Source organism: Pseudomonas sp. CBC3 (assembly GCF_037967085.1).
GTDB lineage: Bacteria > Pseudomonadota > Gammaproteobacteria > Pseudomonadales > Pseudomonadaceae > Stutzerimonas.
The window spans coordinates 1,107,032-1,133,777 of record NZ_JBANEO010000002.1 but is presented as its reverse complement, the minus strand read 5'-3'; the positions used below and the strand labels follow the sequence as shown (position 1 = coordinate 1,133,777).

Genomic DNA, 26,746 nt, shown 5'->3' with positions numbered 1-26,746 from the left:
TGATGCTTTTTCGCATGAGGCGTGGCGCTGGATGATATGCAGGCGGGATACCCGTCGATAGACGTTGCGACCGACACAATGCGCAGGCCCGCGCTGAAGAATGGCTGGTCGGGACTTTTCTACGATCCCGCGCGGACCACCCGCTCGATGCTGAGCCGGCAACTGACCCGCATGACCTCGCCGGGCTCCAGGGTGCGCATTCCGTTCGCCATCGGATCGCTCATGCCGAGCGCGTTGTTGGCGTGGGACACCGGTTCCACCGCGAAAAAACCCATCTCCGCAGGCGGCGTGAACACCACCAGGTGCCTCACCTCACTCGTCATTGTCAGCTCGATACCTTTGCCCGGCCAACCGATCTGCGCCGGCCCATTCCAACCGACGAAGCAGTTGTCCAGGTTCGGGGACTCCAGGCGCAGTGGCTGCCGAAAATCCCACTGGGTCGGCACTTCCTTTAACTCAACCGGCAAGTTTCGCTCATCGCTCAGCCAAACCGACTGCGCGGAGAATTGCAGGATGCATGCGTCATGACGGGCGAAATACGGGTGCCAGCCGAGGCCGGCGGGCATCGATCGCGTATCGATATTGCGCAGGCTCAGGCGTAGATCGACGCCCTGCTCGTCCAGGCGCAGCTCATGTTCGAGGTCGAAGGCGAACGGCCAGTCCAGCGCTGCTTCGCCCTCGGGTCGATGGGTGAAATGCAGGCTCAGGTTGGCGGCGCCCTGTTCGGTCACGTTCCAGGCCCGCTTCCAGGCAACGCCATGAATCGGCAATGGATGTTCGGCAGACAGGCTGCGCAGTGGATAGCGTTGGCCTGCATGCTCGAAGGCAGCGTCACCGACCCGGTTGGAAAACGGTGCCAGCACGAAGCAGCCGGTGCGGCGCACGCTGTCGGAGCCGTCCCATGGCCGCAACAGGTCGATGTCATCGACGCTCAGCCGTGTGATCGCCCCGCCCAACGCTGGGCAGACCGACAGTCGCAATGCGTCATGTCGCAGTTCGATCTCCGTCAGATCCGCTTGGAAGCTGGGCATTGAGGTGTTTCTCCTTGGCGAGCGCAGGCCCGCGAGAATTGCAATGTAGGCGGAGCGGCGCTCCACGCCAGCGCGCTTGTGGTTTGCGGCATGGCAGCGCCATAAGGACAACTCTAAAGGTGTCGGCACCAAGCTTTTGGCCAAGCGCCGTGGCGACTAGCATCGCCTCAGTCTGCAGCGTACCGGTGAGTGCGCTCAGACTGCTGTCAGCACCTCTCCACGTTCGAGAAACGCACGTAGATTGGCGAACAACAGCTCCTCCATTGCCAGCCGCGTTTCCGCGGTGGCGCTGCCGATATGCGGCAGCAGGACGACATTGGGTAGCTCGAACAAAGCCGGCGGCACTTTGGGCTCTTCAGCGTAGACGTCGAGCCCCGCGCCGCCCAGCCGCCCTTCGAGCAGCGCCTCGACCAGTGCTGGCTCATCCACGACCGAACCGCGCGACACGTTGATCAGGATGCCGTTCGGGCCAAGCGCGTCCAATACGCTCCGATCGATCAGGTTGCGAGTGCTCGCCCCGCCCGGGCAAGTCAGCACGAGAAAATCGCTCCAGCGCGCCAGCTCGATCAGACTCGGCTCATAACCGTAAGCGCTGCCATCAACCGGTCGACGGTTGTGGTAACGCACCTGCATGTCGAAACCACTTGAGCGCTTGGCTACCGCCTCGCCGATGCGGCCAAGGCCGACGATCCCGAGCCGTTTGCCGCTGACACTGGTCGCCAGCGGTAAACCGCCGCAAAGCCATTCGCCCGCGCGGACAAAGCGGTCGGCACGCGACATCTGCCGTGCACAGTCGATGATCAGCCCGAACGCCAGATCCGCCACGCAATCGTTGAGCACGTCCGGCGTGTTGCTCACAGGAATGCCGCGCGCCCGCGCCGCCGCCACGTCGATGGAGTCATAGCCGACACCGAAGCTGATGATCGCGCGCAAGTTGGGCAAGCGTTCGATCAGAGCCGCCGAGCACCCGAAACGCGCGGAGGTCACCACGATCTCGATTCGGTGAGCCTGACGATCAAGCAGCGCATCGGCGTCCTGCTCCCAGATGCGCAGCACCTCATGATCCGCAGCCAGGCTGCGGTTGAAACGTTCGGTAAGGGGGCCAAGCTGGAGAATGCAGGTCACGGGACTACCTCGAAAAGAATGGCGATTCGGTTCCAGCTACGCAGGGTACAGGGATGTGCTGTTGGCTCAACCTGACGGGGCAATCAGGTGATGGGTGCTGGGTTGAACAAGGTTATGTCGTTGTGAATTCTGTGTTGCTCGGCCCAGGTCTTCTTCCGGCCGCTGGCGACATCCAGGTAGTAGTGGAACAGCTCCCAGCCCAACTCCTCAATGCTGGAACGCCCTGTGGCGATGCGCCCGGCGTCCACGTCGATCAGGTCTGGCCAGCGCTCGGCCAGTTCGGTGCGGGTCGAGACCTTGACTACCGGCGCCATAGCCAAGCCATAGGGCGTACCACGCCCGGTGGTGAACACGTGCAGGTTCATCCCCGCCGCCAGCTGAAGCGTTCCGCAGACGAAATCGCTGGCCGGTGTCGCGCAATAGATCAGGCCCTTGCCGCTGAAGCGTTCGCCTGGGCCGAGTACGCCATTGATGGCGCTGCTGCCGGACTTGACGATGGAGCCCAAGGATTTCTCGACAATATTGGACAGGCCACCCTTCTTGTTGCCAGGCGTGGTGTTGGCGCTGCGATCCGCCGCGCCGCGCTCCAAGTATTGGTCGTACCAGTCCATTTCACGCACCAGCGCTTCGGCCACTTCTGGCGTTTCGGCGCGTGAGGTGAGCATGTAGATGGCGTCGCGCACTTCGGTCACTTCGGAAAACATCACCGTAGCGCCCGCGCGGATCAGCAGATCCGAGGCGTAGCCCAGCGCTGGATTGGCGGTGATACCGGAAAAGGCGTCGCTGCCACCGCACTGCATGCCAAGGATCAGTTCGGATGCTGGAACGGTTTCGCGCTGGCGACGATTCAGCTTTTGCAACCGCGTTTCGGCCAGCGCCATGATCTGTTCGATCATTTCCCCAAAGCCGGTGGTGGACTCTTGCAGGCGGTAGAGCCAGGGCTCGCTGAGATCGACCGAGGCGTCGCCTTCATGCATCACCTGCTCGGCCTGCAGCTTCTCGCAGCCGAGGCTGATGACCAGGGCTTCGCCGCCAAGATTCGGATTGCGCGCAAGATTGCGCACGGTGCGGATCGGAATGTAGGCATCCTTGGCGTTGATCGCCACGCCACAACCATAGCTGTGCGTCAGCGCGACGACGTCATCGACGTTGGGGTACTTGGGCAGCAGCTCCTTGCGAATGCGCGCGACCGCATGATCGAGCACGCCGGTCACGCATTGCACGGTGGTGGTAATGCCGAGCACGTTGCGCGTGCCGACGGTGCCATCGGCGTTACGGTAGCCTTCGAAGGTGAAGCCTTCGAGCGGCTCGAGCCGCTGCGGTACGGCGTCGGCCATAGGCAGACTGTCGAGCGGCGGCGCTGAGGGCATGCGCAGCTGGGTTTCCTTGACCCATGAACCGCGGGCGATAGGTTCGAGCGCGTAACCGATGATCTGGCCGTACCGACGTACCGGCTGGTCAGAGGCGATGTCTACCAAAGCGACCTTGTGACTCTGCGGCACCGATTCGACCGTGACCAACCCATCTTCGAAGCGAGCTCCGGTCGGTACGCCACCATCGTTGACCACCACGGCCACGTTATCCGCTTCGTTCAGGCGGATATAACGAGGCGAGTCTTGATGCTGAATCAATTGCACGGTTTCGTTCATTTACGTCTCCGGAGCAGGCCGGTTGGAATTGTTGTTCGTATCGGTGAGCTGTGCGTTGGGATTTGGTGGGCTAAAGCCCACCCTACAGATGCCATGAGTGAGCGTGTCAGCCGTAGGGTGGGCTTCAGCCCACCGAAACTCACTAAAGCCCACCCTACAGATGCCATGAGTGAGCGTGTCAGCCGTAGGGTGGGCTTCAGCCCACCGAAACTCACAAGCCGCCCCACCCTACTGGTCAACGCACCATGCAGGGCCGCTTGTTGTTGAACGTCCAATCCGGGATCAGGAACTGCATGGCGATGGCGTCATCGCGCGCGCCAAGCCCTTTCTCCAGATACAGCTCATGGGCTTTGTGCAGCGCATCCTGATCCAGCTCTACACCAAGACCCGCCTTGGCCGGCACGGCGACCTTGCCGCCAACGATCTGCAACGGTTCACGGGTCAGGTATTGGCCGTCCTGCCAGATCCAATGGGTGTCGATCGCGGTGATTTTGCCCGGCGCCGCCGCGGCCACGTGGGTGAACATCGCCAGCGAAATGTCGAAATGATTGTTGGAATGCGAGCCCCAGGTCAGGCCCCAGTCATGGCACATCTGCGCAACGCGCACCGAACCGCTCATGGTCCAGAAATGCGGATCGGCCAGCGGAATATCCACCGACTGCAACTGAACGGTATGGCCCATCTGACGCCAATCGGTGGCGATCATGTTGGTCGCGGTTGGCAGGCCGGTGGCGCGGCGGAATTCAGCCATGACTTCACGGCCGGAGTACCCGTTCTCGGCACCGCACGGGTCTTCGGCATAGGCCAGGACACCGTGCAGGTCTTTGCACAGCTCGATGGCTTCGGCCAGTGACCAGGCGCCGTTGGGGTCGAGGGTGATGCGGGCATCGGGGAAGCGCTCGGCCAGGGCACGAATCGCCTTGACCTCTTCGCGACCTGGCAACACGCCGCCCTTGAGTTTGAAATCCTTGAAACCGTAGCGCTCATACGCGGCTTCGGCCTGGCGAACGACCGTCTCGGGGGTCAGCGCTTCTTCGTTGCGTACGCGGAACCAGTTATCGCTGGCGTCCGACTCGTCTCGGTAACCGAGGTCAGTCTTGTTGCGATCGGCAATGAAGAACAGATAGCCGAGCATCTCGACTTCGTCGCGCTGCTGCCCATCGCCAAGCAACGCCGCGACTGGGACGCCGAGGTGCTGGCCGAGCAAGTCGAGCAGTGCCGATTCCAGCGCAGTGATGGCATGGATGGCGATACGCAGATCGAAGGTCTGCAGGCCGCGACCGCCGACATCGCGGTCGGCGAAGGCCTTGCGCGCCTGATTCAGCAGAGCGTTGTAGTTGCCGACCGACTGACCGACAAGAATGGCGCGTGCATCTTCCAGGGTCTGGCGAATCGCCTCCCCACCGGGGACTTCTCCGATTCCGGTGTTGCCGGCGCTGTCTTTGAGAATGAGGATGTTGCGGGTGAAATACGGACCATGTGCGCCGCTCAGATTGAGCAGCATGCTGTCCTGACCGGCGACCGGAACCACCTGAAGTTCGGTGACGACCGGAGCACCTCGATTCGCAGAATTGTTCATACGCTTCTCTCTATTGTTCTTATGGTCCGCTGCGCGAAAACGAATCTGCCGCCATGGATTGCAACTCGCCGAGTTGCTCGAGCGACTCGGCGAGTTGCGTCACATGAAGCGGCACGGCTGATCAGCCGATGTAAGTGGTCTTCACCGTCGTGTAGAACTCCTGGGCATAACGCCCTTGCTCACGCGGGCCGTAGGACGAGCCTTTGCGGCCACCGAACGGCACGTGGTAATCCACGCCGGCGGTCGGCAGGTTGATCATCACCATCCCCGCTTGGGAATGACGCTTGAAGTGATTGGCGTACTTCAGCGAGGTGGTGCAGATGCCGGCAGACAGACCGAACTCGGTGTCGTTGGCCATCGCCAGGGCTTCGTCGTAATCCTTCACGCGGACCACGTTGGCCACCGGTCCGAAGATTTCCTCACGACTGATGCGCATGTCGGCGGTGCTGTCGACGAACAGCGTCGGCGCGAGGAAGTAACCGTCGGTGCCGCACTTGACGCGCTCACCGCCACAAGCCAGGCGTGCGCCCTCTTCTTTGCCGATTTCGATGTACCGCAGGTCTTGCTCAAGCTGGGCCTCGGAAACCACCGGACCGACGTCCACGCCCTGCTCCAGGGCCGAGCCGACCTTGATCTTCTTGATGCGCTCGATCATGGCTTCGACGAAACGGTCGTAGATACCTTCGGTGACGATAATGCGGCTGGACGCGGTGCAGCGTTGGCCGGTCGAATAGAAGGCGCTCTGGGTGGCCAGTTCGACGGCGGTGTTGAGGTCGGCGTCATCGAGGATGATCTGCGGATTCTTGCCGCCCATCTCCAGCTGAACCTTGGCATGACGGCCTACACAGGTGGCGGCGATACCACGTCCGACACCGACCGAGCCGGTGAAGCTGACGCCATCGACGCGTTTGTCGTTGACGATGGCTTCGCCGACTTCACGACCCTTGCCCATCACCAGATTGAACACACCGGCCGGGAAGCCTGCGCGGGAAATAATTTCGGCGATGGCCCAAGCGCAGCCAGGGACCAGATCAGCCGGCTTGATGACCACGCAGTTGCCGTAAGCCAGCGCCGGAGCGATCTTCCAGGCTGGAATGGCGATGGGGAAGTTCCAGGGGGTGATCAGACCGATCACGCCCAGTGGCTCACGGGTCACCTCGACGCTCACGCCCGGACGGACCGACTGCAGGGTTTCGCCGGCCTGACGCAGGCATTCGCCAGCGAAGAACTTGAAGATGTTGCCGGCGCGAGCCACTTCGCCGATGGCTTCGGGCAATGTCTTGCCCTCTTCGCGGGCCAGGAGCGCGCCCAACTCTTCGCGGCGGGCAAGGATTTCCAGACCGACTTTCTCAAGCGCATCGGCGCGTGCCTGGATGCCCGACGTAGACCACGCCGGGAATGCCTTGCGTGCTGCTGTGACGGCGGCCTCGACCTGTGCAGCGTCCGCCTGGGCGTAGTCGCCGATGACGTCCGCAAGATCGGATGGGTTGATGTTGGCCTGATAGTTCTTGCCGGTTACCCATTGGCCATCGATGTAGTTGTCGTAACGTTTTACGTCTGCCACGGAGCTCTCTCCTGCGTGAGGTCCGCCGACCGCGCCATGCCAATGGATGGCGGGCGCCGACGGCGGGTGGGGCGAGTGATAGATCGGGCTGGACCGTTATTGAGCGCCCTGCTTTTCGACCAAAGCGGCGAGCGCTTCGTATTCTTCAGGTCGCAGCTCGGTCAAGGGTGCGCGAACCGGGCCGGCATCGTAACCAGAGATACGTGCGCCAGCCTTGACGATGCTGACCGCGTAGCCCTTGCAACGGTTGCGAATGTCGAGATAAGGCAGGAAGAAATCATCGATCAGCTTACCGACGGTTTCGTGATCCTCGCGGGCGACGGCATGGTAGAACTCCATCGCCATCTTCGGAACGAAGTTGAACACCGCCGATGAATAGACCGGAACGCCGAGTGCCTTGTATGCCGCGGCATAGACTTCGGCAGTCGGCAGGCCACCCAGATAGGTCAGGCGCTCGCCGAGACGACGACGGATGGACACCATCAGTTCGATATCGCCCAGGCCGTCCTTGTAACCGATCAGGTTTGGGCAGCGTTCGGCCAGTTGTTCGAGCAGAGGCGCAGTCAGGCGGCATACGTTGCGGTTGTAGACCACCACACCGATATTGACCGACTTGCACACCTCCTCGACGTGTTTGGCGACACCTTCCTGGCTGGCTTCGGTCAGGTAGTGAGGCAGCAACAGCAGACCTTTCGCCCCCAGACGCTCCGCTTCTTGGGCATAGGCGATGGCCTGACGAGTCGGGCCACCGACACCGGCGAGAATCGGCACCTGCCCGGCGCAGGTATCGACCGCTGTCTTGATAATTTCAGGATATTCCTGAGGTGTCAGCGAGAAGAATTCGCCAGTGCCACCCGCAGCGAAAAGTGCCGTCGCACCATAAGGTGCCAGCCATTCCAGGCGCTTGATATAACCGGCACGGTTGAAGTCGCCCTGCTGGTCGAAATCGGTGAGCGGGAAGGACAGCAGACCAGAAGAGAGGATGGCCTTCAGTTCTTGTGGATTCATTGTTCGAGCATCCTAATGAAACTAATCGGTATGAGTGGGGCCGCAGCCTTGGAGATACGTTATCGTACAACTATTATGAATGCTAGCCGTTTTATAGAAGTTTCTCGAGCGGCTCATTGACGGCACCTTTAAATGGCATAGAACGAGCGATAGATGTCCGATGGATCGCAATAGCAAAGCAGTACCAAATGCAACAGAAGATGCTTAACCGATGAACCACAAAGATGCTGTTTGGGACGTTTCAATTGTTTGACATCCACTCAGTGCACTGCTAAAAAACCAGTCAAGTCATACGACAACGTATAACAAAAACAGAGCTTAGAGCCATGTATCTCTCCCGCCCTCCTCTAGCGATCAAGCTGTCTCTTACGCGTCGAGTTCCATTTGCGGCATCGATGAGCTCTGCACTGTTCGATTTTCACGTTACAGATCAAATCGACCTCACAGTCAGTCCGGGCTGCCCCGCTGCTGCAAAGCTGGCACGGAGACGCTCGGCCCTCGCGATACACAACTGATCAACCCTCGCTCACAACAACAATCAAGGAGCTATGCAGCAGATGCTAGACGCAAAGACGGCGACCCCGGCGGTAACTGAAATGCAGGTGATTCCGGTGGCAGGTTACGACAGCATGCTGCTCAACCTCTGCGGCGCGCACTCTCCGTATTTCACCCGCAATCTGGTGATCCTCAAAGACAGCGCCGGCCGCACCGGTATCGGTGAAGTGCCGGGAGGCGAAGGCATCCGTCAGGCGCTCGAACGTACCAAGGGGCTGGTGATAGGCCAGCAGATCGGTCGCTACAACCGGGTATTGAATACGTTGCGCCATGCCATCGCAGGCGGCGCGGCTGGTGGTCCACAGACTACTCAGCATCAGGTCACCTCGGAGGCGGAAGCCGCCGTATTGAAGCAGCCGCACGAGATCAATCTGCGGCTGGACAACGTCATCACTGCGGTCGAAGCCGCCCTCCTCGACCTGCTCGGCCAGCATCTCGATGTGCCTGTGGCGGAGTTGCTCGGCAGCGGGCAGCAACGTGACAGCGTGCCGATGCTGGCGTACCTCTTCTATATAGGGGATCGCAATCGCACCGACCTGCCCTATCTCTCCGGTACCGGTTCAACCGATGACTGGTACCACATCCGTCATCAAGAGGCAGTCACTCCCGAATCAATCGTTCGGCTGGCGGAGGCCGCCTCGGCGCGCTACGGCTTCAAGGATTTCAAACTCAAGGGCGGCGTGATGCGCGGCAGCGAGGAAATGCAGGCGATCGCCGGCATCAAGATGCGCTTCCCCGACGCGCGCGTCACGCTGGACCCCAATGGCGCATGGTCACTGGCCGAGGCCATCGAACTGTGCAAGGGCCAGGGCCATATCCTCGCGTATGCCGAAGACCCTTGCGGTCCGGAAAACGGTTACTCCGGTCGCGAAATCATGGCCGAATTCAAGCGTGCAACCGGTATCCCGACCGCTACCAACATGGTGGCGACCGACTGGCGGCAGATGGGACATTCGTTCCGCCTGGACGCCGTCGATATTCCGCTGGCCGATCCGCACTTCTGGACCATGCAAGGCTCGGTGCGCCTCGCTCAGCTATGCGAGCAGTTCGGCCTGACCTGGGGTTCGCACTCCAACAATCACTTCGATGTATCGCTGGCGATGTTCACCCACGCCGCCGCAGCCGCGCCCGGAAAGATCACCGCGATCGACACCCATTGGATCTGGCAGGAAGGCCAGGAGCGCCTGACCCGCGAGCCCCTGCAAATCGTTGGTGGCGAAGTACAGGTGCCCGACAAGCCGGGCCTTGGTATCGAGCCGGACATGGACCGGATCATGGCCGCGCACGAGCTGTACAACAAAGTCACCACTGGCGCCCGTGACGACGCCATGGCCATGCAGTACCTGGCGCCAGGCTGGAAATACGATCCCAAGCGACCCAGCCTGGGCCGTTCATGACCCCCAACGCGAGCCAAGCAGAACGATAAGACGAGCCGCACCCCCAACCGGAGAGACTTGACAATGAAAAAAGCAATTAGCGCCTCCCTTGTGTCCGCCGTACTGGCAACTGCCGTCAGCGGCGCGTTTGCCGCCGAGACCGAATGGCCCACGCGTCCGGTTCAGGTCGTCGTCATCGCCAATGCCGGCGGTGATACCGACTTCAATGCCCGCACCATGGCCAAGTACTTCACCAAGATCACCGGTGAAGCGATGGTTATAACCAACGTCGCCGGTGGCGGCGGCACCCTCGCCGCCGAACAGGTCAAGCAGGCCGATCCGGATGGCAACACCATTCTGTTCACCCACACCGGGCAAATGATCGTCAACGAAGTGGCGGGATTGAGCGAAGACAGCCTCGATGCCTTCGACATCTGTTGCATCGCGGGCGTCGACAAGGGGGCTATTTTCGTCGCTTCGAAAAGCTCCGGCCTGACCTCGCTGGAAGATCTGATCTCCAAATCCAAGGCCGAGCCAAGCAGCGTGACCTATGGCACCGAGATGGGCAGCTACTCACACCTGCAGGGCTTGAAGTTCGAGGGCCTGACCGACACCAAGCTGAAGATGGTCGACGCCGGTACGGTTTCCGAGAAGGTCGTCGCGCTACTGGGTAGCCGTATCGACCTCGCCGCAATCAGCTACGGGTCCGTTCAGGACTACATCGCCAGCGGCGAGATGGTGGCTCTCGGTCAACCCAACGACGAGCGCAACCCATTGCTCGGAGACGTCAAGACGTTCAAAGAGCAAGGCGTCGACTTCGTCATGGATAAGCCCTACATCGTTGCCTTCCCGGACGGCACCGACCCGGCCATCGTGGACAAAATGGCAGGCATCGTGAAACAGATCACCGAAATGCCCGAGTACGCCGATGAGCTGCGCAAATCCTTCAAACAGCCAGTCAGCTATTTCGACACTGAGACATCCATAGAGCGCCTGAAGAACACTCGCGAAGACTTCATGGAATACAAGGACGAGTTGCGCCAAAGCAAGTAAGCACCGCGACGATGCCGGGCGCGCGCCCTGCGCCCGGCAATTCTCCCTCCGATACGAGAATCACCATGCACACCTATAAGAGAAAGGAGTTGCTGGTCGGAGCGCTGATGCTGGGCGCCGGCCTGTTCTACCTGTTCCTGACCATGAACCTTCCGCGCAAAGGCGCCATTGACGCTTCCACCGTTCCCTATGTTCTGTCGATCGGGCTATGCCTGCTCGGTGTGCTGCAATTGCTGACCGCGACCAAGGCCACGCAGCCACCGGCAGACCCAGATGCCGATGCAGAACTCCCCGACAGCACGCCGCCGGACTACCCCACCGTGTTCAAGACACTGGGATTGATCGCCGTGTACGTTGCGTTGCTGCAGAAAGTCGGCTTTCCGATCATGACCGTGCTGTATCTGTATGCGCAGTTCATCGTGATCACTCCGCGTGAGCGGAAGATCAACCATGTCGCTTATATCGTCATTGCGCTGGTGTCATCGGCCGTCATTTTCGTCACCTTCCGCCAGGGCTTCGATCTGATGCTCCCGGCCGGCTTTTTGAAAATCTAGGAGACGGCCATGATCGAACTCTTCCAGACCGGCTTCGCCGCGGTCTTCTCCCCCTACATTTTCATCCTGATCACGCTTGGCGTAGCCGTCGGCATCGTCTTTGGCGCGGTCCCCGGATTGTCGGCGACGATGGCGATTGCGCTCTGCCTGCCGCTCACCTATGCCATGGGTCCTGCCGCCGGGCTGTCGCTGCTGGTCGCGCTGTTCGTTGGCGCCACCTCGGGAGGCCTGATTTCGGCGATTCTGCTGAAGATTCCCGGAACGCCCGCCTCCATCGCCACCACCTTCGATGGTGGGCCGATGATGGAAAAAGGTGAAGGGTTGAAGGCGCTTGGCGTGGGCGTGGTGTTCTCCTTTCTTGGCACCATCTTCAGCATCGTCGCCCTGCTTTCGATCGCTCCTTCACTGGCCAAAATCGCCTTGCGCTTCGGGCCGCACGAATACTTTGCCATTGCGATCTTCTCGCTAACGCTGATTGCAACGCTCTCCACCGGCTCGCTGCTTAAAGGCATCTATGCCGGCGTCCTGGGTTTTGCGTTTTCCACGGTAGGCATCGCGCCAGTCGACGCCATTCGCCGCTTCACCTTCGACTCGCCCAACCTGAACGGCGGCTTCGCCATGTTGACGGTCATGATCGGTATGTTCGCGGTGGCTGAGGTGATCAAGATCGCCGAGACCGGCCGGGCAGCGCACAAAACCAAGGTTGCCTCTGTAAGCATGAAGAACGTCAAGGGCTTCGGCTTTTCACTCAGGGAGTTTTTCGGGCAGATTCCAAACGCGTTCCGCTCGGGATTGATCGGCATCGGTATCGGCATCCTGCCGGGCATCGGCGCTGGCACTTCGAACATCGTCTCCTACATCATTGCCAAGAAACGCTCCAAACATCCCGAGCAGTTCGGCAAGGGCGCCGTCGAAGGCGTGGTCGCCAGTGAAACCGCGAACAACGCAGGCATCGGCAGCGCCATGATTCCGCTGATGACGCTCGGTATTCCAGGGGACACCGTCACCGCGATCCTGCTCGGTGGCTTCATGATCCACGGTATCCAACCCGGACCGCTGCTGTTCATCAGCCAGGGTGAGCTGGTCTACACCATCTTCGCGGCACTGATCCTGGCCTCGGTTTTGATGTTGGTACTGGAGTTCTATGGGCTACGGATCTTCATCAAACTGCTGGCCGTGCCCAAGCATATTCTGCTGCCGATCATCCTGGTTCTATGCGTGGTAGGTGCTTTCGGCTTGAGCAGTCGCGTGTTCGATGTCTGGACCATTCTGCTGTTCGGCCTGATTGGATACGGTTTCGTCAAAGGCGGGATGCCCGCGGCGCCATTCATCATTGGCTTCATCCTGGGTCCGATGGCCGAGACCAACCTGCGTCGCGGCCTGATGTTGTCGGATGGCGACTTCATGGGCTTTTTAACGAATCCGATCTCGGCCAGTTTTCTGTTGCTGGCGCTTGCGTCGGTGCTATGGCATCTCGTGACCGCGCTGCGCCACCAAAGGAGTGCCGTAACCAAGTTGCAGGGCGCCTGAAACAACCCCCCAGTTGCGGCAGAGATTGGGAGTTGTGCTAGACCGCCGACCGCGCCCTTTGGCGCAGTCTTTTGTTTGGTGAAGCTGCCAACAAGGGTTTACCGATGCCCTCGGCCAGAGATAGTCACGCGACTCCGTCATCATACAACCTGAGTGGAATATCGGAGCTTTCTCGCTACACGCCGGTGTGCTGGCCATCACGACTTTAGTGGGATGTGAAAACGCCGTACGGATAGTTAGCGTGGTGGTCGATGCTACTGGCGGAGTGCTCGCAAGTCCGCACTGGATGGTTATTTCGTGGCCTCCAGTACCTAGCCGGTGGAAGGCTATTTCATAGATCGTTTGATGAAGCGTTATTTGCTCAGCGGGTTGACAAACACCTACGGCGACGCAAATAATCGAGCACAAGTCATCTGACAACCGATGACATCAAAACAATAAGCGATAGGCAGATCCTCATGACAAGTAAGACAACCACTGCCACACCCTTCAATCGCCTCCTGCTAACGGGAGCGGCAGGAGGTTTGGGCAAGGTGCTACGCGAAACGCTTCGCCCTTACGCCAATATCATTCGCCTCTCCGATATCGCCTCGATGGAGCCCGCTGCTGGCCCTCACGAAGAGGTAGTGACCTGTAACCTCGCCGACAAAGCCGCCGTACATGCCCTCTGCGAAGGCGTCGACGCCATTGCGCATTTTGGTGGGGTATCGGTCGAGCGGCCTTTCGAGGAAATTCTCGAAGGCAACATTCGCGGCGTGTTTCATGTCTACGAAGCCGCACGCAAGCACGGCATCAAACGCGTTGTCTTCGCCAGCTCCAACCATGTGATCGGCTTCTACAAGCAGACCGAAAAAATCGACGCCAGCGTCGCACGCCGTCCGGACAGTTACTACGGCCTGTCCAAGTCCTACGGTGAGGACATGGCAAGCTTCTACTTCGATCGCTACGGCATCGAGACCGTCAGCATCCGCATCGGGTCTTCCTTCCCCGAGCCACTCAACCGCCGAATGATGGCCACCTATCTGAGCTACTGCGACCTGACCGACCTGATCGAGCGTTCGCTGTTCACCCCAAACGTCGGGCACACCGTTGTCTACGGCGCATCGGCGAACCGTGACGTCTGGTGGGACAACCACATGGCGGCCCATCTGGGCTTCGAACCCAAGGACACATCCGAGGTGTTCCGCGAAAAGGTTGAAGCGCAACCGCCCTACGCTGCCAATGATCCTGCCTTGATCTACCAGGGCGGCGCCTTCTGCGAAGCAGGTCCGTTCGACGATTGACTCTTCCCGCCACGCCGAGAACAACGACAAGAGAATCGCCATGGCAAACCAAGCAGAACTGATAGTCGATGCGCAGAACGCCACCGGAGAAAGTCCGGTCTGGGTCGCGCATGAACAAGCGCTCTACTGGGTCGATATTCCCAACCGCCACCTGCTGCGCTGGCAGGCGGCGGACGCCAAGGTAACCCGTTGGACAGCCGACCAGATGATCGCTTGCATCGCTCGCCGTGAGGGTGAAGGCAATCGCTGGGTCGCCGGCATGGAAAACGGCTATTTCGATCTTACTCCGCAGGACGGCGGCTCCCTTCACGCCACACGCCTGGCCGGTGTGCAGCATGGCCACGGCAACATGCGCTTCAATGATGGCCGCTGCGACCGCCAGGGGCGCTTCTGGGCGGGAACCATGGTCATGGATATGGCCGCCGGCATTTCCGCAGGCGCGCTGTATCGGCTCGACGGTGCCGTCGACAGTGATCCGCTCAGCGCACGCCTGAACGACTTCATCGTACCCAACGGACTCGGCTTCAGTCCCGATGGCCGCACCATGTATCTGTCGGACTCCCACCCCACCGTGCAGAAAATCTGGGCCTTCGATTACGACATCGAAAGTGGTACGCCGAGCAATCGCAGGCTGTTCGTGGACATGAACCAATATCCCGGTCGCCCGGATGGCGCAGCCGTCGACATCGACGGCTGCTACTGGATCTGCGGTAACGACGCAGGCCTGATTCATCGCTTCACACCTGACGGTCGTCTCGACCGCTCGCTCGAAGTGCCGGTAAAGAAACCCGCCATGTGCGCCTTTGGCGGCCCTGGCTTGGACACTCTGTTCGTCACATCCATTCGCCCAGGCGGTGACCTCTCCGACCAGCCACTGTCTGGCGGCGTATTCGCGCTGCAACCCGGCGTCGCCGGAATGGAGGAACCCCGCTTCCGCTAACGCTTCACCCACCAAGGACAGGCCCGCAGTCGCCCGACCTTGTCGCTCGCAACGCTGCAACATCAACAACAACAAGATGGAGATTCACATGAACTTCAAACGCAAGTTGCTCATCGCCGCGCTTCCCTTCGCCCTGTGTCTGCCGGGCCTCGCACAAGCCGCCACCACGCTGAAAATGGCCGAGGTTCATCCAGCCGGTTATCCGACCGTCGTGGCCATGGAAAACCTGGGCAAGAAACTCGAAGACGCCACCGATGGCGAACTGAAGTACCGGATGTTCTCCGGCGGCGTGCTGGGCTCGGAAAAGGAAGTGGTCGAACAGCTGCAGATCGGCGCCGTGCAGATGACCCGCGTCAGCCTCGGCACGCTTGGTCCGGTGGTTTCGGATGTCAACGTCTTCAACATGCCGTTCGTGTTCCGTAACCACGACCACATGCGCAAGATCATCGACGGCGAGATCGGCCAAGAGTTGCTCGACAAGATCACCGAGTCCGAATTCAACATGGTCGGCCTAGCCTGGATGGATGGCGGTGTTCGCAACCTCTACAGCAAGGAGCCGGTACGCAACATCGAAGACCTCAAGGGCATGAAGATCCGCGTGATGGGCAACCCGCTGTTCATCGACACCCTGAACGCCATGGGCGCCCAGGGCGTGGCGATGGATACCGCCGAGATCTTCAGCGCCCTGCAGACTGGCGTCGTCGACGGTGCTGAGAACAATCCGCCAACCATGCTCGAACACAACCATTACCGCACCGCCAAGTACTACACCCTGACCGGCCACCTGATCCTTCCCGAGCCTATCGTCATGTCCAAGACGGCCTGGAACAAGCTCACCCCGGAACAACAGGAAATGGTAAAGACATTCGCCAAGGAAGCGCAGCTTGAGGAGCGCAAGCTCTGGGATGAAAAATCCGCCAGCAGTGAAGAAAAGCTCAAAGCCGAAGGCGTGGAGTTTATCGAAGTCGATAAGAAGCCCTTCTACGATGCCACCGCCCCGGTACGCGAAAAGTACGGCTCCGCCTACGCCGATCTGATCAAGCGTATCGAAGCCGTCCAGTAACAGGTCGTTCAGAAGAACCTCGCGACGCCGGCCCGCAGCCGGCGTCGTGCTCGCGGTGAAGCCTCATGAAAAACTCCTTACTACGCCTCAATGACGTGATCTACCTCAGCTGTATCTGGGTTGCCGGTTTGTCCATTACGGCCATGGCCCTGATCATTCCGTGGGGCATTTTTGCTCGCTATGTACTGCGCACCGGCGCCGGCTGGCCCGAACCGGTGGCGATACTGCTGATGGCCATCTTTACCTTCGTCGGCGCGGCGGCCAGCTATCGTGCCGGTGCGCACATGGCGGTCACCACGTTGACGGATCGCATGCCCGCTTCCTGGCAGCGTTACATTGATCTTCTGGTCCAGTTCCTTATGGCCGCAATCTGCCTGTTCATGCTGATCTGGGGCATCAAACTGTGCATCGCCACCTGGAATCAATATATGAGCACCCTGCCAACGCTACGCGTGGGCATCGCTTACTCACCCATTGCCATCGGCGGCTTCCTGAGTCTGATCTTCATCGTTGAGAAGCTCTGCTTCGGCGATCAACGCCATCGTCGCTCGGTCAATTTCGAGCTTTTCGAAGACAGCAAGGAAACACTCTAAATGGATGCGCTCATACTGGTAGGCAGCTTCATCGTCTTGATTTTCCTGCGCGTCCCCGTCGCTTATTCGCTGGGCCTGGCTGCGCTGGCTGGCGCCTGGTACATCGACATTCCGTTTCATGCGGTGATGATTCAGATTGCCGGAAGCATCAGCAAGTTCTCCTTGCTGGCCATTCCCTTCTTCGTGCTGGCTGGGGCCATCATGGCCGAGGGCGGCATGTCCCGGCGCTTGGTGGCCTTCGCCAGCGTGCTGGTCGGCTTTGTCCGAGGCGGGTTGTCGCTGGTCAACATCATGGCCTCGACCTTCTTCGGAGCGATCTCCGGCTCTTCCCTGGCCGATACGGCCTCGGTCGGCTCGGTCCTCATTCCGGAAATGGAACGCAAGGGTTACCCCCGCGAGTTTTCCACCGCCGTGACCGTGAGCGGCTCGGTCCAGGCGCTGTTGACGCCACCAAGTCACAACTCGGTGCTCTACTCGCTGGCCGCTGGCGGCACCGTTTCCATCGCCTCACTGTTCATCGCCGGTATCGGCCCAGGCCTGCTGCTCAGCGCGGTGATGATGGGGCTTTGCCTGATATTCGCCAGAAAGCGTAACTACCCCAAGGGCGAAGTCATTCCACTACGCCAGGCACTGAAAATCTGCGTCGATGCGCTCTGGGGGCTGTTCACCATGGTGATCATCCTGGGTGGCATCCTCAGCGGTGTGTTCACCGCGACCGAGTCCGCGGCGATTGCAGTGCTCTGGGCATTCTTCGTGACCATGTTCATCTACCGCGATTACAAATGGCGCGAACTGCCCAAGCTGTTGCATCGCACAGTGCGGACCTTGTCGATCGTGATGATCCTGATCGCCTTCGCAGGTGCCTTCGGTTACATCATGACGTTGATGCAGATCCCCTCGAAAATCACCTCGATGTTCCTGACCCTGTCGGACAACCGCTACGTGATCCTCATGTGCATCAACTTCATGCTGCTGGCACTCGGTACGCTGATGGATATGGCTCCGCTTATTCTCATCCTCACACCGATCCTGATGCCCGTGATCACCGATATCGGGGTCGATCCGGTGCATTTCGGCATGATCATGCTGGTCAACCTCGGTATCGGCCTGATCACCCCGCCGGTGGGAGCGGTGCTGTTCGTCGGTGCCGCCATTGGCAAGGTCACCATCGAAAACACCATCAAGGCGCTGTTACCCTTCTATGCCGCGCTGTTCCTGGTGCTGATGGCCGTCACCTACATTCCGGCAATCTCCCTGTGGCTGCCGAGTGTAGTGCTGTAACGCGACGCCGCCCGCCCTGTTCAAAGGGCGGGCGGTCTCACCGCTCAATGTTCACCTACGCCAGCCTATAGGGCTGGCGTTTGATTATTAGGATCGGAACTCGACATGACTGCTATAGCTACTCCCGACGTACCCGTAACTTTCCCGCGCCATATCGCAGTGTTGATACTCGTCTGCCTCGGCTGCGGGTTCGCCGGTAACCATGTCGCGGCGCGGGTAGCCTTCGATGATGGCGCGGGCGTGTTGTTGGCAATCCTTTTGCGTTCGGGCGGTACGCTCATTGTTCTGGCCGGGCTGGTTTTCTGGCAGCGGCAGAGCATCCGCCTAGCGCCCGGTGCCTGGCGCTGGCAGTTGTTGTTGGGCTTGTTGATAGCCACTCAAAGCATCTGTCTGTATTCAGCCGTGGCGCGGGTTCCGGTGGCATTGGCGCTACTGGTGGCCAATGTGTTTCCGATCTTGCTGGCCTTGCTGACATGGGCCTTGGGAGGGGCGCGCCCCACAGCGCGCACTGCGTTGCTGATGGGCTTGATACTGGTCGGCTTGATATTCGTCCTGGAAGTGCCGGCACGCCTCTCTTCCAGCGAAGACGCAGGACCGGAGTGGATTCTCGGGGTCGCGCTCGCATTCTGTGCCGCCAGCGTTTTCGCTCTAGCGCTCTGGATCACCGACCACAAGCTGTCGCAGGTACGCGGATCGGTGCGCAGCCTGTTGACCATGCTGATCGTATTCAGCAGCGCCAACCTTGCCGGGGCCAGCGGCTTGCTGCCTGGCGGGCTGTCGTTGCCGCAGAGTGGCACCGGCTGGACAGCGCTGGCAGTGCTGGTCGGGCTCTATGGCGCGGCATTCATTACGCTGTTCGTATCCGTGCCAAGACTCAACATGTCGCGCAACGCACCGGTGATGAACATCGAACCCCTGGCGACCTTGATCATGGGCTGGTTGGTGCTCGATCAGATGCTCGCAGCGGGTCAGATTCTCGGGGGCGCCATCGTCATCTTCGGCATCGTCATGCTGACTTACCGCAAGGATTGATCCAGCAGTAATCCCTTTTCTTTATATGAAAGAAGGCCGCATTCGCGGCCTTCTCTTCTTACAGCAACGTTCAGCTGCCTGTCGCTATCATCCCGCCTGGTTCCCGGCTCGCTCCTGATGTTTGCTTGCTCCTGGCGATGCGTTCCGCACGCTGCTGCATGGCGATATCCAGCGCACGGCTCGGCAGGATGTCGACATCATCGAACGTGATCAACTGCCCCGGCTCAACCGCACGCTTGAGTACCGTCTTGCGCAGCAGTCCAATCGGCACGTGATCGGGATTCTCGTCGAGCTTCACCGCCTCGCCACGGAACTGGAAACCGCCAATGCCGCGCTCGATCAGCTCACCCGGGCGCATCGTGCGCTTGGCAATCGCAGCCACACCGAGCGTCGGTGTAGTTGAATTGTTCAGCAGCACGCCGCCGCCATTGAACACACGGCGTACGGTTTTGCCGACCTCGAGTGAACACAGGTGGAACGGGCGCACCAAGGTGTAATAGGGACCTGGCCCGAGCTTGAAATATTCGAGAGCAGCCTGTTGGTTATCGTCATGCCGGCAGACCAGAAACACGCCTCCGGCCGAGTAGCCGGACGGGATCACGTAGTCAACGAAGGGTTGGCCGAGACGATCAGCCATCATGCCCAGCACGTTGCCGGTTTCGGTCAGGTTGGTCGAAGCCAGCCCGCCCAGGCCCTGTTTGGTAATGCTTGCGCCCAAGCCGTTCCCTACGATTACCTGCTCGATCTGTACCTTGGTGCCATCGGTAAAAGACGTCGTCTGGTCGATGCTGATGCCTTGGCGCTTCGACCAGAACATCATGTCTTCCAGTGTCGGATCGTGATTCAGATAGCCCTTCATGTTGCCGTATACCAGCGGCTTGAACCCCATCATCAAGGCTTCTTCATGCAACGCCGCCAGCGAGCCCGGCTGGTCGCCTTCCGCCTCGGTGAGCAAGCCCTTCCCAGCCAGATAAGAACCTGTCGTCACCTGTAGCTCGGCGTTTACCGTAACGACTGGCAACCCTGCCTCGAAGGCACGCTCGATAACCTCCGTACCGTGGAAAACATCACCGCTGCATTCGATGATCAGGTCAGCCTCGTCGATAAGCTGATCGATGGAATTGGTAAGCCGCTCAGTAAGCGGAAAGTCGGTGAACGAATTCAACGGCCGACGCGTCAGCACCCGGGAAACTTGCAGGTCCTGAAAATGCTGTTCGAATAGGCGAATGAGGCAGTGGGCGATCATCCCTGTGCCCGAAACACCGATCTTCTTGGGGGGCGAGAGTGGCATAAGCGAATCCATTCAGTTTGGCAATGAAAGGTAGGACCGCAGTCACACGAAAAGATTTTGTAGCAAATTAAAAAATCTGGCCTATCGCCATCGCAGTGAACCAACGCAGAACAAAGGCCACATGAAAAACTGACTGGAGGAAGGTTATCGGCCCATCGACGCGGGCTCGCGTAAAGGTGGCGCCAGGCTATCGAGTCGGGAGTAGAAGGCGGCGTTGCGCCGCCTTTCTACCGATCACTTACTTGAGTGCGGCAATAGCTGCGTCGTAATTCGGCTCGCTACCGATCTCCGGCACCAATTCGCTGTAGAGCACCTGATCCTGCTCGTCCAGAATCACGACCGCGCGTGCGGAGACGCCCGCGAGCGGACCGCTGGCGATCAACACGCCGTAATCTTCGAGGAACTCGCGGCCACGCATGCTCGATAGATTCACCACATTTTCCAAACCTTCAGCACCGCAGAAACGCTTCTGCGCGAATGGCAAGTCCGCGGAGATGCATAGCACCACGGTGTTGGCCAGTTCGTTGGCTTGAGCATTGAACTTGCGCACCGAAGTGGCGCAAGTCGGCGTATCGATACTCGGGAAAATGTTCAAAACCTTGCGCTTACCGGCAAAGCTCTCCAGCGTGATATCTGACAGATCACCGCCTACCAGGCTAAATGGCCTCGCTTTCTGGCCGCCCTGTGGGAACGTGCCAGCGACCTGGATCGGGGCGCCTTTCAGGGTTACTTCAGTCATGTGAACTCCTCTCAGTCATGGGCCGCAAGACTACCCTGCGGCCCAGTTTGCTTAAATTGCCTGCTTGCGGGCGAAGTATTCCTTGGTCAACTTGACCACGACAGGGCTAAGCAGAATCAGCGAGATAAGGTTGGGAATCGCCATCAAACCGTTAAGGGTATCTGCCAGCAGCCAGGCGAAGTCGAGCTGTGCGATCGCGCCGAAGGGCACTGCCAATACCCAGATGACGCGGAATGGCCAGATCGCTTTGGTGCCCATCATGAACTCCCAGCATTTCTCACCGAAGTAGCTCCAGCCCAGAATGGTGGTAAAGGCGAAGACCACCAGGGCGATGGTTAGTACGGCGCCACCAAATCCAGGCATAGCCGATTCAAAGGCTGCAGCAGACAATGCCGCGCCGCTTTCGCCACTGGTCCAGACGCCGGAACAAACGATCGCGAGACCGGTAATGGAGCAGATGATGATGGTATCGATGAAGGTACCCATCATGCCGATCATTCCGGAGCGCACGGAGCTTTTAGTGGTGCCGGCCGCCTGGGCAATACCCGCCGTACCCAGACCTGCTTCGTTGGAGAAAATACCGCGCGCCACACCGAAGCGAATAGCGGCCATGACCGCCGCACCGGCGAACCCGCCAGTGGCCGCAATGGGCGTGAAGGCGTGAGTGAAGATCAGATCGAAGGCCGCCGGGATCTCGGAGGCATGGACCACCAACACGACGATACCGGCAATGATGTAGGCAACGCACATGAAAGGCACCAGTGCAGCGGCCACGGCACCAATGCGCTTGATGCCACCGAGAATCACCAGACCGACAACCACCATCGTGACCAGACCAGTGAGCCACAGCGGCACCGAGAAGGTGGTTTCGAGCGCAAGCGCCATGCTGTTCACCTGCACCATGTTGCCGATGCCGAAGCCAGCTAGCCCACCAAAGATCGCGAATGCCCCGCCGAGCCACAGCCACTTCTTGCCCAGACCATTCTTGATGGCATACATCGGGCCACCGACATGCTCGCCGCGGTCATCCTTCTCGCGGTAATGCACGGCCAGTACCACTTCGCAGTACTTGGTCGCCATGCCCACCAGCGCCGTACACCACATCCAGAACAGCGCACCCGGCCCACCGAGGAAGATGGCGGTGGCGACACCGGCAATGTTACCGGTACCGACGGTGGCCGCCAGACAGGTCATGAGGGCCTGGAACGGGCTGATCTCGCCCGTGTCTTCATCGCCCTTGACGCGTCCGCGCCAGATCAGCGCGAAACCGGTGCCGATACGCACCAGAGGCATGAACTTGAGCATGACCATGAGGAAGAAACCGGTGCCTAGAATCAGCACCAGCATGGGCGGTCCCCAGACGAGACCATTGACGCTATTGACCAGGTTTTGCAGAAATTCCATTCAAAGCACCCTTATTGATTATGTTAGACATCCTTGCCCGAGCGGCCCGCATTGGAGCGCAGTAGAAGCACAACGCCAGCAGGCATTACTGCCGTCTTCCACCACTAACCGAAACGACCCGGTAATTACCCTGAACTTCATGTGCTGGGTGACTACCGACAACTTGCAGGGCCCATGCCAAGGCCTCTGTAATAGCTGCGACACAAGGAGCGACCGAGCGATCCTACCACCACCACAAGCGCTTGGCGCGACGTCGATTGCACGCGATTCGCGCAGCATCGGAAAGACGCTGGAGGGCTTGTAGATCGACCGTTGAGTCACGCCGACTTGCTGGTTACATAAGCCCACCAGAGTAGCCTAAGGCGGCACCGCCGCCAGTCCACTCAATATATTTTTCAAGAAGCGGATGCCGCACCGTGACTTTAGAAATTACGTCGGTAGAAAACGTCAAGGGAGCTGGCCAAACCGCTTGCGGCTTCGAGAAAAATGCGTTTGGTCAGCTGATAGCGCAGGGCAACGGTGTTGGCCGACTCGAATACGCCCACGCCGTAGCGAAGCGTCAGGCGATCGGTCAAGCGCCCACTGGCGACCACGCTGGTCTCCGTGCCGCTTCCTTCGGTGTCGAGCTGGAAATCCTCAATACCCAGACGCTGCGCAACATTGCCAGTAATCGATGCACTGCCAGCCAGGCCAAGCCCAAGAGCAGCCTGCGCCAACATGTTGTTCTCACCGGAATCGGTTCCCAGCGGCCGTCCCAGCACTAAATAGGACAAAGCCTGTTCCTGACTCATCGCCGGTTCGGCGAACACATCGACCCGTGGCTGCTCGGCGCTGCCGGTGATGCGTAGACCAGCTATGACGTTGTCCGAGTCGATCCGCCGTATCGCCTCGATATTCAGGAATGGCTGGGACAGCACGCCGGTGAACAGCAGCTGCGCGCGGCGAATGGTCAGACGCTGGCCATAGGCTCGATAACGCCCATTGTTGAGATTGAGCTCGCCACGCGCGTCGAGGTTGTCGCCGATGTGCAGGTAACCCGCCAGATCCGCGGTGAGGCCAAAGCCAGAGAAACGCAGGCGGTCCTGGCCCACCTCGACATCGATATCCATGCGAATGGCCAACGGCGTCTGCGCGTCCTCGGCTTCCGTGCCGACGATTACCGCGTCCTCGGACACCCTGACTGTCGAAGGAGGCAGGTCACGAACCTGGATATCTCCACGTGGCACTCGGACCTTTCCACTTACCGCCAACTGGTCGCCGGCTAGCTCCAGCCGTAGATCCGGCTCGACTTCCAGCTCGGCATAGGGTTCGACGATAACCGGGAGCCGGCTGCCGCTTATGCGCATGTCCAGATCCAGCGCATCGGTCCAATTCAAGGTTCCGGCGATTGCCCCTCGTCCTTGCTCGCCGCTGCGCCAGTCACCGTCGACTCGCACGCGCTCGCCCTCGATGAGCGCGCGAACTTGCAGCTGCTCGAAACTGACTGGCAACTCACTGCCGGCAATCTCGGCGTTGCTCAATCGCAGCTCGCCGTTGACCTGCGGCGCCTGCAAGCTGCCGGATAACTCGCCACGCCCGTTCAGTTGCCCATTCAACCGCTCGACCTGGGCGACGAAGGGCCTGGCCACGGACAGATCGAAATCGCTCAGAAAGAAGGACCCAGAGATGGCCTTCGCCTCGGTACTCGGGTCGATTTGCAGGCGCACATCGAGCTCCCCGAGTTCGCCGCCCTCGAAGCGCAAGTGGCTATCGACACGTTTGGGCGTCAGTTCGCTGTTCAAAGCCAAGGTTGCGTAGGGGAAATCCAGCCATTGGTCGCCGTCACGCATGCGCAACGTGCCTGGGCCGGCGTCGATGCGAATGGTGCCGCTAGGACCGGCCGCGGGCAGGTCGAGCGACAGGTCGGCGTTGACCTCGCCCTGCCAGTTCAGGTTGTCCGGCATGTGCTCGGCAAGCGATTCGAGCGGAAAGTCGCGTAGCCGGTAGCGCAGTTGCGGATCAGGCAGAAGCCGCTGATTTTCAGCACACAGCGTGGCGGGGCCTGAACCGAAGCAATGAGCACCGAATGTGATCCGACCGTTGGCCAGTCGCTCCAGCGATGCTGGCCGCTGAAGGGCCCATTGCTGGCCTTGAGCATCCAGTTCGGCCCGCAGCAAGCGCCCTCGCCAATCCTCGCCGCGTAGACTGCCATCCAACGCCAGAGACAGATCCAGCAGCGGCCCTTGCAGACTCAGATCGGCCTGATGAGCCTGTTGGGAGCCGTCACCCGTCACCTGTAGCCGGCCGAGCTCGGTATCACCTGCCCGCAGCCCATCAGCAACCAGTCGCAGCTGTCCACGCTCGCCCTGTTCGAGGCTGGCGGCCAGCTCCAAATGCTCGATGCGATTTTGCTGGAACGCCACCTGACTGCCTTCGAGGGTCAGCGTGCCTTCCGGCGTTTGCGGCGTACCGGCCAGCTTGAGGTCGCCGGCCAACTGGCCCTGCAGATCAGGCCAGAGCTGCGCCAGTCGCGTCAGGTCGAGCTCAAGATTCGCCTGCAGCGTTTCGGCCCAGCGCCCGCTGCCCTGGATTCGGTTGTCCCCGAGATGCAGGTCGACGAGCGGAACATTCCAGGCGGCGCCCTGCCCACTCGCCTCCAGCTGTAGTTTCAATGGTTGCTGACGCAACGTTCCAGCGAGATCCAGACGCGCTTCGGCCTGCAGTTGCTCATCGCGCATAGTGCCACGGCTGCTCAACGTGCCGGCCAGCTGGCCCGGCAACTCGGCGACCCAGAAGGACGGATCGAGTTCGCTCATGTCCAGGCGGGTGTTCCAGTCGATGCCATCCGCGAAGCCCACGCTGAGATTGCCGGCAGCTCTGCCCTGCCCGGCCTGCAATTCCAGCTGCGGTAGATGCACGATTTCGAGGTCGCCGCTGACAGGGCTTCGCAGCGTGAATTCACCGGATGGCCCGGTCAGCGCGGCATCAAAATTACCCAGGTAGTTGCCGTCGTCGTACTGGATTTGCGCATCGAGCGTGCGCAACGCCACCGGCGGCTCATCCACGTCGGGGTAAAGCCTGCGCCAAGGAAAATCGCGCCACGCCAGCTCGGCCTCACCCGTCAGACCCTCCTGCCAATCGGCCTGCCCGTTCAAGCTGATCCGTTGCCCTTCGCCGGCATCCAGCTGCAGCGCTTCGACCTCCGCATGTTTGGCGTCGACCAGTGCATTCAGCGCAATGCCGACCGCGCCGCCCTCGCCTTGCAAGCGCCCGTCACCAACCAGCCGATAGCCTTGTTCCAGATCACCCTCGGCGCTGAGCTCAAGGGTATCCAGCCGCAGTGCATCGGGCAGTTCCGGGGTCGCCTTGAAGCGCTCCACCACCATCCGAAGCTGCGCCGGCAGCTCAGATGCCAGCGGTCTTAGCTGGCCGCTGAGCCTGGCATTTAGGTAACCCTGGCTTTCGACATTCAAATGCAACTGGTCGCGCAGCTCGCCGTTCACCGCAAGCATCAGCGCCCAGGGTTGCTCGTCGGGTGAACGGATTGCAGCCGTGCCGCTCAATTCCAGCGGCCAGTCGCCGTTCGGTTGCAAGCGGCCGGTCAGATCCAGCGAAAGATCATCGCGGCGGACCTGAAGGGCGCTGATCTCCAGCCCTTCCTTTCGCCAATCGGCGCGCAGCTGCAGGCTTCGCAGCTGCTGGACATCATTCAGCCGAAGCTCGCCGATTTCGATGCGCTCGATTCGCAGCTCCAGCGGCAGTTTGACGTCCGGCAGGCTGAACGGCTCACTCGGTGCATCATCCTCGGCTGTCGGCGGAAACTGCAGATTGATGTCGCCGACCACCAGCTCCTCGATGCACAGCGTCATGCGCAACAGGCACATCGGTGACCAGGCCATTCGCGGCGCATCCACTACCGCCCTGTTGGCGCCCTGTTGCCATGTCAGCCGCTCCGCCTGCCATTCGCCACCCAGACGTCCGTGGAACTGCTCCACTTCTACTCCGGGTATCTTGCCCAGGACCCAACGGCTTCCCGTGTGGGTGCCCAGTAACGCACCTACGGCCAGCAGAATCAGTAGCAGTAACGTCACCAGGCCGAGCATTACCCAGCCGACAA

At 60.2% G+C, this 26,746-nt stretch carries 20 protein-coding genes; 10 read left to right on the top strand and 10 right to left on the bottom strand.

Annotation, left to right across the window (positions count from 1 at the left end):
- Positions 1-119: 119 nt before the first annotated feature.
- The 6 genes from V6943_RS12360 to kdgD all read right to left on the bottom strand — a co-directional run bounded on the left by V6943_RS12360 (position 120) and on the right by kdgD (position 7,956).
- Positions 120-1,031: an aldose 1-epimerase gene (locus tag V6943_RS12360; RefSeq protein ID WP_340553638.1), complete on the bottom strand. Its 912-nt coding sequence runs from the start codon at positions 1,029-1,031 to the stop codon at positions 120-122.
- Between the two features lie 195 nt (positions 1,032-1,226).
- Positions 1,227-2,156 (bottom strand): 2-hydroxyacid dehydrogenase, encoded by a 930-nt coding sequence (locus tag V6943_RS12355; RefSeq protein WP_340553636.1) that lies wholly within the window; start codon positions 2,154-2,156, stop codon positions 1,227-1,229.
- Between the two features lie 83 nt (positions 2,157-2,239).
- Entirely contained in the window at positions 2,240-3,793 is a 1,554-nt protein-coding gene (gene garD, locus V6943_RS12350; protein ID WP_340553743.1) for a galactarate dehydratase, read from the bottom strand.
- Positions 3,794-4,040: 247 nt separating this feature from the next.
- A complete protein-coding gene (gene gudD, locus V6943_RS12345) occupies positions 4,041-5,384 on the bottom strand; it encodes a glucarate dehydratase (protein WP_340553635.1) in 1,344 nt (447 codons plus the stop codon).
- 121 nt (positions 5,385-5,505) lie between these two features.
- Positions 5,506-6,948, bottom strand: coding sequence for an aldehyde dehydrogenase family protein (locus V6943_RS12340; RefSeq protein WP_340553633.1), 1,443 nt, complete (start codon positions 6,946-6,948; stop codon positions 5,506-5,508).
- 96 nt (positions 6,949-7,044) lie between these two features.
- Positions 7,045-7,956 (bottom strand): 5-dehydro-4-deoxyglucarate dehydratase, encoded by a 912-nt coding sequence (kdgD, locus tag V6943_RS12335; protein ID WP_181103578.1) that lies wholly within the window; start codon positions 7,954-7,956, stop codon positions 7,045-7,047.
- Positions 7,957-8,513: 557 nt separating this feature from the next.
- Between kdgD and V6943_RS12330 the strand changes: the two genes are divergently transcribed.
- The 10 genes from V6943_RS12330 to V6943_RS12285 all read left to right on the top strand — a co-directional run bounded on the left by V6943_RS12330 (position 8,514) and on the right by V6943_RS12285 (position 19,216).
- On the top strand, positions 8,514-9,908 hold the full coding sequence (locus V6943_RS12330) for an enolase C-terminal domain-like protein (RefSeq protein WP_340553632.1): 1,395 nt from the start codon (positions 8,514-8,516) through the stop codon (positions 9,906-9,908).
- A gap of 63 nt (positions 9,909-9,971) precedes the next feature.
- Positions 9,972-10,940: a Bug family tripartite tricarboxylate transporter substrate binding protein gene (locus V6943_RS12325; RefSeq protein ID WP_340553630.1), complete on the top strand. Its 969-nt coding sequence runs from the start codon at positions 9,972-9,974 to the stop codon at positions 10,938-10,940.
- 65 nt (positions 10,941-11,005) lie between these two features.
- Entirely contained in the window at positions 11,006-11,494 is a 489-nt protein-coding gene (locus V6943_RS12320) for a tripartite tricarboxylate transporter TctB family protein (RefSeq protein ID WP_340553627.1), read from the top strand.
- Between the two features lie 9 nt (positions 11,495-11,503).
- Positions 11,504-13,024 carry a tripartite tricarboxylate transporter permease gene (locus tag V6943_RS12315; RefSeq protein ID WP_131648756.1) on the top strand — a complete coding sequence of 507 codons (1,521 nt, stop codon included), beginning with the start codon at positions 11,504-11,506 and terminating at the stop codon, positions 13,022-13,024.
- 458 nt (positions 13,025-13,482) lie between these two features.
- Positions 13,483-14,307, top strand: coding sequence for an NAD-dependent epimerase/dehydratase family protein (locus tag V6943_RS12310; RefSeq protein WP_340553624.1), 825 nt, complete (start codon positions 13,483-13,485; stop codon positions 14,305-14,307).
- 40 nt (positions 14,308-14,347) lie between these two features.
- Positions 14,348-15,247, top strand: a complete 900-nt coding sequence (locus V6943_RS12305) for an SMP-30/gluconolactonase/LRE family protein (protein ID WP_340553622.1) — start codon at positions 14,348-14,350, stop codon at positions 15,245-15,247.
- An 88-nt stretch (positions 15,248-15,335) separates the two neighbouring features.
- Positions 15,336-16,310, top strand: coding sequence for a TRAP transporter substrate-binding protein DctP (locus V6943_RS12300; protein WP_181103588.1), 975 nt, complete (start codon positions 15,336-15,338; stop codon positions 16,308-16,310).
- 65 nt (positions 16,311-16,375) lie between these two features.
- Positions 16,376-16,903, top strand: a complete 528-nt coding sequence (locus tag V6943_RS12295) for a TRAP transporter small permease (protein ID WP_181103590.1) — start codon at positions 16,376-16,378, stop codon at positions 16,901-16,903.
- Positions 16,904-18,184: a TRAP transporter large permease gene (locus V6943_RS12290; RefSeq protein WP_181103593.1), complete on the top strand. Its 1,281-nt coding sequence runs from the start codon at positions 16,904-16,906 to the stop codon at positions 18,182-18,184.
- Positions 18,185-18,289: 105 nt separating this feature from the next.
- The gene (locus tag V6943_RS12285) at positions 18,290-19,216 is read left to right on the top strand and encodes an EamA family transporter (protein WP_131648750.1); all 927 of its coding nucleotides are present in this window, start codon (positions 18,290-18,292) and stop codon (positions 19,214-19,216) included.
- A 70-nt stretch (positions 19,217-19,286) separates the two neighbouring features.
- On the opposite strand, the gene V6943_RS12280 is transcribed toward V6943_RS12285, so the two are convergent.
- The 4 genes from V6943_RS12280 to V6943_RS12265 all read right to left on the bottom strand — a co-directional run bounded on the left by V6943_RS12280 (position 19,287) and on the right by V6943_RS12265 (position 26,732).
- Positions 19,287-20,462: an NAD(P)-dependent oxidoreductase gene (locus V6943_RS12280; RefSeq protein WP_340553742.1), complete on the bottom strand. Its 1,176-nt coding sequence runs from the start codon at positions 20,460-20,462 to the stop codon at positions 19,287-19,289.
- A gap of 283 nt (positions 20,463-20,745) precedes the next feature.
- The gene (gene tpx, locus V6943_RS12275; RefSeq protein WP_181103595.1) at positions 20,746-21,246 is read right to left on the bottom strand and encodes a thiol peroxidase; all 501 of its coding nucleotides are present in this window, start codon (positions 21,244-21,246) and stop codon (positions 20,746-20,748) included.
- 51 nt (positions 21,247-21,297) lie between these two features.
- A complete protein-coding gene (locus V6943_RS12270) occupies positions 21,298-22,650 on the bottom strand; it encodes an alanine/glycine:cation symporter family protein (RefSeq protein WP_131648748.1) in 1,353 nt (450 codons plus the stop codon).
- A gap of 422 nt (positions 22,651-23,072) precedes the next feature.
- A complete protein-coding gene (locus V6943_RS12265) occupies positions 23,073-26,732 on the bottom strand; it encodes a translocation/assembly module TamB domain-containing protein (protein WP_340553740.1) in 3,660 nt (1,219 codons plus the stop codon).
- Between the last annotated feature and the right edge of the window lie 14 nt (positions 26,733-26,746).